This window comes from Micromonospora sp. C51, assembly GCF_018070435.1.
Taxonomy (GTDB): Bacteria; Actinomycetota; Actinomycetes; order Mycobacteriales; family Micromonosporaceae; genus Micromonospora; species Micromonospora sediminimaris.
This window is the reverse complement of the sequence record NZ_JAGPXQ010000017.1, coordinates 72471-84169: the sequence shown is the minus strand read 5'-3', so window position 1 is coordinate 84169 and position 11699 is coordinate 72471. Positions and strand designations below refer to the sequence as shown.

Here is an 11699-nt window from a genome sequence, read left to right as displayed (position 1 = left end):
GGCCGCTGAACGTTCCTGGACACCGCGCGATCGGCGTAGGGTCGGGTCATGGCCACGCCACAGACCCCCTACGACGCGGTGCTGCACGCCGCACGCGACGTGACCAAGCTCGACTCGGCCCTCGACGCGGAGATGCTCGGTGCGGCCCTGCTCGGCAGCGTGTACGAGGTCGCCGAGACGGACCGGGAGGCGGCGGTACGCGAATTCGTGGGCGACTTCCTCGCCGCCACCTCGAGACGACGGGCGGTCGCGGCGACGACGGTCCGGGCCGTCTTCGCGGCCCTGGTGCCGGACGCGGCGGGCGCCGACCGGGTCCGTCCCGGTGCGACGGCACCGGCCTGGTCCGGACAGCTCGGCAAGGTGCACGTCACCGGCACCTGGTCGTACGGCGACGTGTACGGCGACCAGACCTCCTACCTGGCCACGTTCGCCTATGACGACGCGACCGGAGGGCCGGAACACGCCCTGGTCGCCCTGATCGACCACAACATCGGCATCACCAAGGACGTGTTCGTCGGCGGTCCGGCGGGCCGGATCCTGGAGCAGGTCCGACAGTTGTGCGCCGAAGACGAGTTGACCTGGTTCCGGGAGGAAAGCCCGACCCGGATGCGGGACGAGGTGAGCCGGCATCTGGCCGTCACCGACCACCTGGGTCAGCTGCCCGGAGCCGCCTCCCTGGCCACCGACCGGGCGCTGGTCGGCGCCCGGCTGGCGGTCCTGCCGGCCACGACCGCACCACCGCCCCGGCAGGCCGACGACCCGTTGCCCGACGCCGAGCGGGCCGCGGAGATCCGCCGGTTCCTGGGCTCGCCGGACGCCGCCCGGGCCGGACTGGACGCGGTCGACGACGCCGAACTGGCCTCACTGCACTTCTGCCTGGGGCTGCTGCTCGACCACGCGGCCACCTTCCCCGACGCCGACCCGCTGCGGTGGAGCCCGACCGTCGCCGGTCTCTTCCTGCTCGACTGGGTGCACCGTCGGGCCGTGCTCGACATGGACGACGCGGCGATGCTGCCCCGGGTACTGCGCGCCTGGGCCGGATACGCGGCCCACCGGCGTGGGCTGCCCGATTCGGCAGCCGCCGCCACGGACGCCGCGATCGAGGAGATGGTGCCGGAGTTCGTCCGGCTCTACGCGACCGGCGAGCGTCGCAGCCCGGCCACTGCCGCAGTGGCCCAGTTGATGGCAGACGGCATCGACCCGGATGACCCGGCGGCCCTGGACGCCTGGATCGAGGCCAACCGCCACCGCCTCGCTGACGACAGCTGAACCGCACCTAACGCTCACCGAACCGCCCCACGTCCGGCCCGCCCGTCAGGCCGTACCCCCCGTCGAGCCGGCACCGCACGTCAGGCCGGCACCGCACGTTGAGCCGGCGGCGGGCCGGCAGTGCCCTCGCAGGCGGAACGCGCCCGCGCGCGGGCGCTGCCGGTGCGCTCGGATGTGGCGGGCAACAGCGGCTCGGTCACGATGGTGGCCGGTGGGGGCTCCGGCGCGGACCCACCGCCGCCCGGGGTGGCCGACGGACCGCCCGGCGCGGTCGGCTCGGCGGACGCGGAAGGGCCGCTGGACGTACTCGGGTCGGTCGTCGGCGACGGGTCACCCGACGTGGTCGGTTCGGCAGACGCGGTAGGACCGTCCGACGGGCCTGGATCGGCGGACGCTGACGGATCACTCGACGCCGTCGGACCGGCGGACGCGGAGGGATCGGTCGACGGGCTCGGGCCCGTGGTCGGCGGATCGTTGGACGCGGTCGGTTCGACCGGATCGCTCGGGTCAGCCGAGGCGGTCGGCGGGTCCGGATCGACGGTCGGCGTGGGCGAACCGCTCGTCGGCGACGGCGACGGTGACCGGGTCGGGGTGGGCGCCGGGCGAGGGGCCGGGGTGCTGGTGGGCGGCCGGGGAGCCGGTGCGGTAGCCGGCGCCTCGGGGCGACGGGCCGGCGAATGCTCGACCGGGACGCCGACGATCGTCAGTCGTGGCGTCGGCACCACGGGGTTGACCGGTGATGCCGCCGGCTCGACCGAGGGCACCGCGGTCACGGTGGACGTCGGCGAACCGGTGGGCGGCGGCGGGACCACCACCGGACCGATGGAGGGCGTCGGGATGAACGGCGTACTGCCGTCCGGCAGTGCCGTGCTGCCGACCGTCGCGGAGCCGGTGCTGATCGCGGCGAGGACCGGCATCGAGGCCGTGCCGGCGAGCAGCGCCACCGTCAGCAGATAGCCCCGGGTGGGGCCTGCGGTACGCACGGCGCGGTGCGCACCCACGACAGGGCGGTAGCCGGACGCCCGGTGCCGGCCGAGGATCGGCGTCCCGGGACCTTCACCTGGTTCGGACACCACGCGCTCCTCGTCGTCGCCCCTGGTCAGGGCCGCCCGATGGGTACCCTGACGAGCCGCCAAAGTTGGATCCGGCCCACGCGATCAGCCTGGGGCAGTGACTCTGCGTCAGCCAACCCCCTACCGCGTGTCAACATGCTTATCTGGCCGAATGGTGACGAATCATCACCGGAACGGTCGCGCGTCGATCGGCCGGACACTCCGGCGCTTCAGGTAACGAAGCGGGCCGGCCACCGGATGCGGGGCGGGCGGGGTGTGGGACGCCTCACCTCTGATGCGAAACTGGAGGCACGGCGGCAGCGCAGCCGCGACCTCCGCGCACCCACGCGGTAGGCGCGACTGGGCACCGGCGCTCCCGAACCGGGTTCGGCCAGAATCCGGCTCATGCCGCGCGGCAGCCCCTACCGGGGTCAGGCGCGGCCGCCAGGAACCATCCCGGCACCAGCCGGGACGGGCGCACGAGTCGCGCGGCCGGGTGACCCCCCGGTGCCGACGCAGACACGACAGGGAGAGACGGATGGCAAAGGGCGACCCCGGGGCCCCGGCCCGCGGCCGGCGAGCCGCACCCCGATCCAGGAAGGCCACCACCGGCGATCCGGAGCTGGTGCAGTTGCTCACGCCCTCCGGCGAGCGGATCGAGAGCGTGACCGGCCCGGACGGCACCGAGTACCGCGTCGACTTCACCGACGAGGAGTACCGCGGCCTCTACCGCGACCTGGTGCTCGTCCGGAAGCTGGACGCCGAGGCGACCGCCCTGCAACGGCAGGGCGAGCTGGGCATCTGGGCGAGCCTGCTCGGCCAGGAGGCGGCGCAGGTCGGTTCCGGCCGGGCGCTGCGTACGCAGGACATGGCGTTCCCCACCTACCGCGAGCACGGCGTGCTCTACTGCCGTGGCATCGACCCGATCATGCCGCTGGGCCTGTTCCGCGGAGTCGACCAGGGCGGCTGGGACCCGAACGAGTTCAAGTTCAACATGTACACGATCGTGATCGGGGCGCAGACCCTGCACGCCACCGGTTACGCCATGGGCGTCGCGATGGACGGCAAGACCGGCACCGACGACGGCGAGGCGGTGATCGCCTACTTCGGCGACGGCGCCACCAGCCAGGGTGACGTCAACGAGGCGTTCGTCTGGGCCGGCGTGTTCAACTCCCCCCTGGTGTTCTTCTGCCAGAACAACCAGTACGCCATCTCCGAGCCGCTGGAGCGGCAGACCCGCATCCCCCTCTACCGGCGGGCCGCCGGTTTCGGGTTCCCCGGCGTCCGGGTCGACGGCAACGACGTGCTGGCCACGTACGCGGTGACGCGGCACGCGCTGGACAACGCCCGGCACGGGCAGGGCCCGAGCCTGATCGAGGCGTACACCTATCGGATGGGCGCACACACCACCTCCGACGACCCGACCCGCTACCGGATCGCCAGCGAGGTCGAGGCGTGGCAGGCCAAGGACCCGATCGCCCGGATGAAGGCGTTCCTGGAGCGGGAGAAGATCGCCGACGCCGGGTTCTTCACGGAGGTCGACGAGCAGGCCCGCCGGGAGGCGGTGGACCTGCGTGAGCGGGTGCTCGCCATGCCGAATCCGGAACCGGGCACCATGTTCGACCACGTCTACCCCAACGGGTCGCCGCTGCTCGACGAGCAGCGCGCGCAGTTCAGCCGGTACCTGGAGTCGTTCGAGGGGAGCGCGCACTGATGGCCACGGAGACGCTCACCCTCGGCAAGGCCCTCAACGCCGGCCTGCGCAAGGCACTGGAGAACGACCCGAAGGTCGTCATCATGGGCGAGGACGTCGGCAAGCTCGGCGGCGTCTTCCGGATCACCGACGGGTTGCAGAAGGACTTCGGCGACCAGCGGGTGATCGACACTCCGCTCGCCGAGTCGGGCATCATCGGCACCGCGGTCGGCCTGGCCATCCGGGGCTACCGCCCGGTCTGCGAGATCCAGTTCGACGGATTCGTCTACCCCGCGTACGACCAGATCGTGTCGCAGGTCGCGAAGATGCACTACCGCTCTCGGGGCAAGCTCAACATCCCGATGGTGATCCGGATCCCGTTCGGCGGCGGCATCGGGGCGGTGGAGCACCACTCCGAGTCGCCCGAGGCGTACTTCGCGCACACCGCCGGGTTGAAGGTGGTCTCCTGCGCCAGCCCGCAGGACGCCTACGTGATGATCCAGCAGGCCATCGCCTCGGACGACCCGATCGTGTTCCTGGAGCCGAAGCGGCGTTACTGGGAGAAGGGGCAGGTCGAGCTGGACGCTCCGCTGTCCGAGGCGTACCCGCTGCACGCTTCCCGAGTCGCCCGGGCCGGCACCGACGCCACCCTGCTCGCGTACGGCCCGATGGTGCGTACCTGCCTCGACGCGGCGACCGCCGCCGCCGAGGACGGGCGGAACCTGGAGGTCATCGACCTGCGCACGCTCTCCCCGCTGGACCTCGGCGTGGTGTACGAGTCGGTGCGGCGTACCGGCCGCGCGGTGGTGGTGCACGAGGCACCGTCCAACCTGGGCATGGGCGCGGAGATCGCGGCCCGGATCACCGAGGAGTGCTTCTACTCGCTGGAGTCGCCGGTGCTGCGGGTGGCCGGCTTCGACACCCCTTACCCGGCAGCCCGGGTGGAGGAGGAGTACCTTCCCGATCTCGACCGGGTGCTCGACGCCGTCGACCGCACCTTCGGCTGGTGAGCGGCATGTCGCGGATCAAGGAATTCAACCTGCCCGACCTGGGCGAGGGCCTGACCGAGGGCGAGATCCTCGCCTGGCTGGTCAAGGTGGGCGACACGATCGAGCTGAACCAGCCGATCGTCGAGGTGGAGACGGCCAAGGCGGCCGTGGAGATTCCGGCGAAGTGGGCCGGTCAGGTCCAGGCGATCTTCCACCCGGAGGGCTCCACGGTCGAGGTCGGCACCCCGATCATCGCGATCGACACCGACCCGGGCGCCGGTCCGGTGGAGCAGTCCACCACCGGTGCGCCCACCACTGACCTGCCCGCGCCGTCGGCGGCGTCGTTGGCCGCCGTCGAGGTCGCGCCGACCGAGGGTGCGGTCGAGCCGGGCCTGATCGGCGGTCCCGCCCCGGGCGGCCGTACCGCCGTTCTGGTCGGTTACGGTCCGCGCACCACGGCGGCGAAGCGCCGTCCCCGCAAGGACACCACCCCGGCCGCGGCCGCACCGGCGCCGGCCGCACCGGTCCAGGTCAGCCCGGCGCGGGTCGTTCCGGCGCCGGTCCAGCCCACGTCCGCGCCGGCGGTCAACGGCAACGGTCGGAGCAGCGGACCGGTGCTGGCCAAGCCACCGGTTCGCAAGCTCGCCAAGGACCTGGGAGTCGACCTGGGCACGCTGACCGGGTCCGGTCCGTCGGGTTCGATCACTCGGGAGGACGTACAGCGGGCGGCGGCCCCGGCGGCGGCCGAACCGGTGACGGTCACCACCTCGGTCAGCTCGGCCGCGAGCTTCGGCGCGGACCGCGAGCAGCGCATTCCGGTCAAGGGCGTACGCAAGCTCACCGCCGAGAACATGTCCCGCTCGGCCTTCACCGCTCCGCACGTCACCGAGTTCCTGACCGTGGACGTGACCCGGGCCATGAAGGCGCTGGACCGGCTGCGTGGGCGGCGGGAGTGGCGTGACGTACGGGTCTCGCCGCTGCTGTTGGTCGCCAAGGCGGTGCTGCTGGCGGTCCGGCGGCATCCGATGGTCAACTCCAGTTGGGCCGGCGACGAGATCGTCGTCAAGGAGTACGTCAACCTCGGCATCGCGGCGGCCACCGAACGCGGTCTGATCGTGCCGAACATCAAGGACGCCGGCCGGTTGACCCTGCGCGAGCTCGCCGAGGCGATGACCGACCTGGTGCAGACCGCCAAGGCCGGCAAGACCTCGCCGGCCGACATGTCCGGCGGCACTCTGACGATCACCAACGTCGGGGTGTTCGGGGTGGACACCGGTACGCCGATCCTGCCCCCGGGCGAGTCGGCGATCCTGGCCTTCGGTGCGGTACGCGAACAGCCCTGGGTCCACAAGGGCAAGGTCAAGCCGCGCCTGGTCACCACGCTCGGCCTCTCCTTCGACCACCGGATCATCGATGGTGAGCTGGGCTCGAAGTTCCTCCGCGACGTGGGCGACTTCCTCGCCGATCCGGAGGCGGCCCTGCTCGCCTGGACCTGACGCGCGACGACGGCGACGGCCGGTGTGCCACGGGTTGACGCCCGGCACACCGGCCGTTGCCGTTTGATGAAGAAAGAGGTGGCGTTCGGTACTGCTTGCCTAAGATTCTTAGGCTGGTGGCTCAGCTCACCTAATAATCGCTGGCGAACCCGAGCGTGGTGCGCTTCAATAGAGGGGACGACGGAACGACAACCGAATAGCCCAGGAGGAGAGACACCATGAGCATGATCGAGCGAATCCGCAACCGCCGCGACGCCAGCCGCCGCGCCCGCGCCATCGAGCGGGCCCTGCGCTCCGCCAGTTCGCCCGCGGTTCGCGACGAGATCCTCGCCATCGCCCAGCGTCACATGCACTGACGCCACACGACGTTATCCGCCTCCTCCAGATCGACGACCCGCCCGGGCGAACCGGGCGGGTCGTCGGCGTTCCGACCGCCGCTGACACCGGGATACCGCCCCGACGCAGCGCCCGGTACGGTGGGGCTCGGTCGTCGTCCGCACTCGGGGACAGGTCGAGGCGATAGAAGCACCTCGACACCGCCCGGCGACGGACAGTGATGGCCGAAGCTCCCCGGAAGCCCACCGGCGGCGACCGGGATACGGTGCGGGGAGCCGGCACAGCCGGTACGCCGGCACCGCCGGCTGCCCTGCCGAGACCATCGGCGACGGCGGCCGACATGTGATGGAGGAGGCGCACGCATGACGTCCGAGGGCCCGCACCGCCCCGGCCAGGAGCCGGACGAGGTGCCGCCGGGCGGCGGCGGATCGGCGCCGTACGGCGACCGACCGGCTCAGCAGGACAACGGGTACGGCGCATCCGCCCCCGACCTCGGTTGGGCGCCGCCACCACCCGCCCGCCCGGACACGTCCGCACCAGCCTGGGTCAACCAGCAGGGCAATGCGTGGGGCAGCGCCCAGGCGACCCGGCAGGCGGAACCCACACCCGGCAGTTGGGACCAGCCCGCCGGCAACCAGCCGGACTGGGCGTCCCAGGGGGACCAGCCGCAGCAGCCCGCCCCCGGCTGGGCACCGGCCACACCGCCCACATCGGATCGGCCCGCCTGGGCAAACGGCGCCCAGGCCGGGCCCGCCTGGGCCACGGATCCCGCCACTGGGGACTCCGCGCAACCCGCCGAATGGACGCCGAACCAACCGGCCCCGAGTCAGCCCGACTGGGCTACCAACCAGCCGGCCACAAGTCAGCCCGACTGGGCTGCCAACCAGCCGGCCACAAGTCAGCCGGGCTGGGCCGGCGGGCAGCCCGCCCCGGGCCAGTCCAACCCGGCAGCGGCCACTGGGTGGGCCGGTGGCCAGCAGCCTGACTGGGCCGGCGCGCCGAGTGCCGACGACCAGACTCCCGGCTGGGCCGCGACCTCAGGTCAGCCCCAACCGACCTGGGCGCAGGCCGATCAGCCACCCCCGGCCCGCGAGCCGGCAGCTCGGGCCAGCGCTCAGGTGCCGGCCCCGGACGCGGGCCAGCAGCAGCGGCCCACCGACGGGCCGTCACGCGCCGAGGCATGGCCGGCCGAGCAGCCGGAGCAGTCCGGCTGGGCGACCGGCCAGCGACGGGAGCCCGCCGGGGGCGGCTGGGCCGAGCAGCCGGCCGAGGGCTGGCACTCGGGCGGTGACCGGCCGGCGCAGCCCGAGTGGGCCACACCCGCACGGGAGGAACCGGCCGGCTGGGCCGGAGGCAACCCGGCTGCCGGCCCGCCACCGTCCTGGAGCCCGTCCGCCGAGCCGCTGCCGTCCCGCACCGCCGCCGATCGGTCCGTGCCGGACATCGAGCCGTGGGCACCCGGTGAGGCATGGGGTCAGGCGGCGGATCCCGCCGCACCCCGAACCACCTCCGAACCCGACGCGGGCCGGTCCGAGGACGCGGTCTACCAGCCCGCACCCGGCCCGGGTATCTCCCCCGCCAACATGGTGCCGTTGCCTCCCCAGGAGCAGCGGGTGCCGGGTGCCAGCCTGGCCGCCACACCGCCGGCAGAATTCGCCCAGCCCACGCCGTTCACCGACGACCCAGCCGGACCTCCTGGCCGCCCGGTCAACGATCAGCCGGCCGGCGGCGCGGCCTGGGGCCACCCCGAGCCCCGGCACGACGAGCCGCAGTCCCCGGTCATCCCGGCACCGCGCACCTCTCCGGAGGCCGAGGGCCGGGCCGCTCCGCCAGCCGGCGGCGGTGTCGCGGCGAGCGCCTCCGTGCCACTGTCCAGCCGGGTCATGCCCCCGGCCGACCACGCGGTTCGTCCGACCAATTCACCCGCGCCACAACCACGGGTGTACGGCCGACCGGCCCGCCCCGAGCACACCGAGGAACCGGCCCAGGAGCACGGCGAGCAACCCCTGGTACCCCGCTTCGACCAGAGCCCGGGGCGGTTCGACGTCGACCAGGCTGGGGCGCGCGGCGATCAGGGCCCGGAGCGGTTCGAGCAGACCCCGGAGCCCCGCTTCGCCGACCGGGAGCCGCCGATGGGCGGGCCGAACGCCTTCGCCGGTCCGGTCGCCCCGGCTTCGCCGGCTGCTCCACCCGCGTTCCCGCCGGGGATACCGTCCTTCATCGACGCGCCTCCGGCCAACCGGCCGGTCAACGGCGTACGGCCGCACGCCGAGCCGGAACGCCCGGCCGACCCGTTCGGCGGCGCACCCCGTGACCCGTTCGGCGGGCCGGGCAACGACCCGTTCGGCGGGCCGTCCGAGCGCCCGGGCGGCGCCTACGGCTCTCCCGTCCGGTCCGAGCCGGGCAGCGAGCACAACTCGGCGTTCCCCCCGCCGCCGCAGTCCGCACCACCGTGGAGCCCGGGTCCGGGCGGCGGGTCGGGCGAGGCGGAGCAGGGGCGCTTCGACGCGTTCAAGCCGGTCGCTGAGCCGGCGCCGGAAACTCCGGCACCGAAGGTACGCAACGGGCGGGTACTCGCCGCGGTGCTGGTCGCCGCCGTGCTCATCCTGGCCATTCCGCTCGGCCTGCTGATGCTCCTCGGCATGGTCGGTGGTTCGGACGACTCGAATGCCTTCGACCCGCCGGTCGGCTCGTGCGTCAAGCGTTCCGGCGAGACCGCCGTGGCTGTCGACTGCGCCGATCCGGAAGCCTTCAGCGTGGTGTCCAAGGTCGAGTCGAAGGACAAGTGCCCCGACCCGGCCATGCCTTACGTGGACCTCCGCGGCGCCACCGCCAACCCGGTGCTCTGCCTGAAGGAGTCGACCGGCGGCTGATCTGCCGCACACTCGACGGCGGGGTCACGGGCAACCGTGGCCCCGCCTCTTTCCTGCCCGGCCGACCTCGACCGAGCCCGGCTCCCTCCCCTTCGAGCCGGCTGGCCGCTGCCGGTAGGGCACGATGGGGGCATGAGTGCACGCGTGCGGGCGCCCGAGCTTCGGGGCCGGGCCTGGTTGAACACCGGCGGGCGGCAGCTGACGCTCGCCGACCTGCGAGGCAAGATCGTCATCGCGGATTTCTGGACCTTCTGTTGCATCAACTGCCTGCACGTGCTCGACGAGTTGCGCCCCCTTGAGCAGAAGTACGCCGACGTTCTCGTGGTGATCGGGGTGCACTCGCCGAAGTTCGAGCACGAGAAGGACGCCGACGCGCTGGCCGCCGCCGTCGAGCGGTACGGCGTGCACCACCCCGTCCTCGACGATCCTGAGCTGGACATGTGGCAGCAGTACGCGGCCCGTGCCTGGCCGACCCTCGCGGTGATCGACCCGGAGGGGTACGTGGTGGCCACCATGGCGGGTGAGGGCCACGCGGACGGGCTGACCCGGCTGATCGACGACCTGATCGCCACCCACGAGGCCAAGGGCACGCTGCACCGGGGCGACGGTCCGTACGTCCCGGTCGCCGAGCCGGAAACCACCCTCCGCTTCCCGGGCAAGGCGGTGGCCCTGCCCGAGGGTGGCCTGCTGGTCTCCGACTCGGCGCGGCACCGCCTGGTCGAGTTGGCCGCCGACGCCGAGACCGTCGTCCGTACCGTCGGCACCGGCGAGCGGGGCCGGACCGACGGTTCCGCCGGTGCCGCGACCTTCTCCGAGCCGCAGGGGCTGTGTCTGCTGCCGCCACCCGTCGCCGAGGTCGCCGGCTACGACCTGGTGGTCGCCGACACCGTCAACCACCTGCTGCGGGGCGTACGGCTGGCCACCGGCGAGGTGCTCACCGTGGCCGGCACCGGACGGCAGTGGCGGTCGACGGTCGACGACCACGCGCACGACGCCCGATCGGTCGACCTCTCCTCACCCTGGGATCTCGCCTGGTACGACGACAAGGTCGTCATCGCCATGGCCGGCATCCACCAGCTCTGGTGGTTCGACCCGATCAAGCGCACCGCCGGCATGTACGCCGGCACCACGGTGGAGGCGCTGCGCGACGGGCCGCTGGCCGAAGCATGGCTGGCCCAGCCGTCCGGGCTCGCCGTCTCCACCGACGGCAACCGGCTCTGGGTCGCCGACAGCGAGACCAGCGCCGTCCGCTACGTCGAGAACGGCGTGCTGGGTACCGCCGTGGGTCAGGGCCTGTTCGACTTCGGGCACGTGGACGGGCCGGCAGCGGAGGCCCGGCTACAGCACCCGCTCGGCGTCTGCGCCCTGCCCGACGGCTCGGTCCTGATCGCGGACACCTACAACGGCGCGGTACGGCGGTACGACCCGGCCAGCGATCGGGTCGCCACCGTCGCCAGTGGCCTGGCCGAGCCCAGCGACCTGGTGCTCACCGCCGACGGCGCGGTGCTGGTGGTGGAGTCGGCGGCGCACCGGATCACCCGGCTGGCACCCGGCGCGCTCTCGGCAGCCGGCGCGGAGACTGTCGACGGTCCACGGCACCGTACCGAGCGCAAGCCGACGGAGCTGGCCTCGGGCGAGGTCGTGCTGGACGTCGTCTTCACCCCGGCCCCCGGGCAGAAGCTGGACGACACCTTCGGACCATCCACCCGGCTCGTCGTCTCCGCGTCGCCGCCGGAGTTGCTGGTTGAGGGGGCGGGCACCGGCACCGACCTGTCCCGGCGTCTGGTGATCGACGGATCGGTGCCCGACGGGGTGCTTCAGGTGACCGCCCAGGCGGCCACCTGTGACGCCGACGTGGAGCACGCGGCCTGCCACCTGACCCGGCAGGACTGGGGCGTACCGGTGCGGGTGGTCGACGGCGGCGCCGGCCGGCTGCCATTGGTCCTGCGCGGCATGGACGCCGGCTGACGCCCGACCACGGTGCCCTGCTC

At 73.1% G+C, this 11699-nt stretch carries 8 protein-coding genes; all 8 read left to right on the top strand.

Translation table 11 applies throughout. From position 1 onward, the window contains the following. Positions 1 to 48 precede the first annotated feature (48 nt). Positions 49 to 1269, top strand: coding sequence for a hypothetical protein (locus tag KBX50_RS18505; protein WP_210938348.1), 1221 nt, complete (start codon positions 49 to 51; stop codon positions 1267 to 1269). Between the two features lie 120 nt (positions 1270 to 1389). Continuing rightward, positions 1390 to 2226 (top strand): hypothetical protein, encoded by an 837-nt coding sequence (locus KBX50_RS18500; protein WP_247673968.1) that lies wholly within the window; start codon positions 1390 to 1392, stop codon positions 2224 to 2226. A 633-nt stretch (positions 2227 to 2859) separates the two neighbouring features. After that, positions 2860 to 4035: a pyruvate dehydrogenase (acetyl-transferring) E1 component subunit alpha gene (pdhA, locus tag KBX50_RS18495; RefSeq protein WP_210938346.1), complete on the top strand. Its 1176-nt coding sequence runs from the start codon at positions 2860 to 2862 to the stop codon at positions 4033 to 4035. Continuing rightward, positions 4035 to 5024 carry an alpha-ketoacid dehydrogenase subunit beta gene (locus tag KBX50_RS18490; RefSeq protein WP_093409117.1) on the top strand — a complete coding sequence of 330 codons (990 nt, stop codon included), beginning with the start codon at positions 4035 to 4037 and terminating at the stop codon, positions 5022 to 5024. The genes pdhA and KBX50_RS18490 overlap by 1 nt, the downstream gene beginning before the upstream one ends. A 5-nt stretch (positions 5025 to 5029) precedes the next feature. Further along, complete coding sequence (locus KBX50_RS18485; RefSeq protein ID WP_210938392.1) at positions 5030 to 6499, top strand: dihydrolipoamide acetyltransferase family protein; 1470 nt, start codon at positions 5030 to 5032, stop codon at positions 6497 to 6499. Between the two features lie 218 nt (positions 6500 to 6717). Further along, the gene (locus KBX50_RS18480; RefSeq protein ID WP_165437957.1) at positions 6718 to 6855 is read left to right on the top strand and encodes a hypothetical protein; all 138 of its coding nucleotides are present in this window, start codon (positions 6718 to 6720) and stop codon (positions 6853 to 6855) included. Between the two features lie 342 nt (positions 6856 to 7197). Beyond that, positions 7198 to 9708, top strand: coding sequence for a hypothetical protein (locus tag KBX50_RS18475; protein WP_210938345.1), 2511 nt, complete (start codon positions 7198 to 7200; stop codon positions 9706 to 9708). Between the two features lie 132 nt (positions 9709 to 9840). Continuing rightward, positions 9841 to 11676 carry an NHL domain-containing thioredoxin family protein gene (locus KBX50_RS18470; protein WP_210938344.1) on the top strand — a complete coding sequence of 612 codons (1836 nt, stop codon included), beginning with the start codon at positions 9841 to 9843 and terminating at the stop codon, positions 11674 to 11676. Positions 11677 to 11699: the final 23 nt, after the last annotated feature.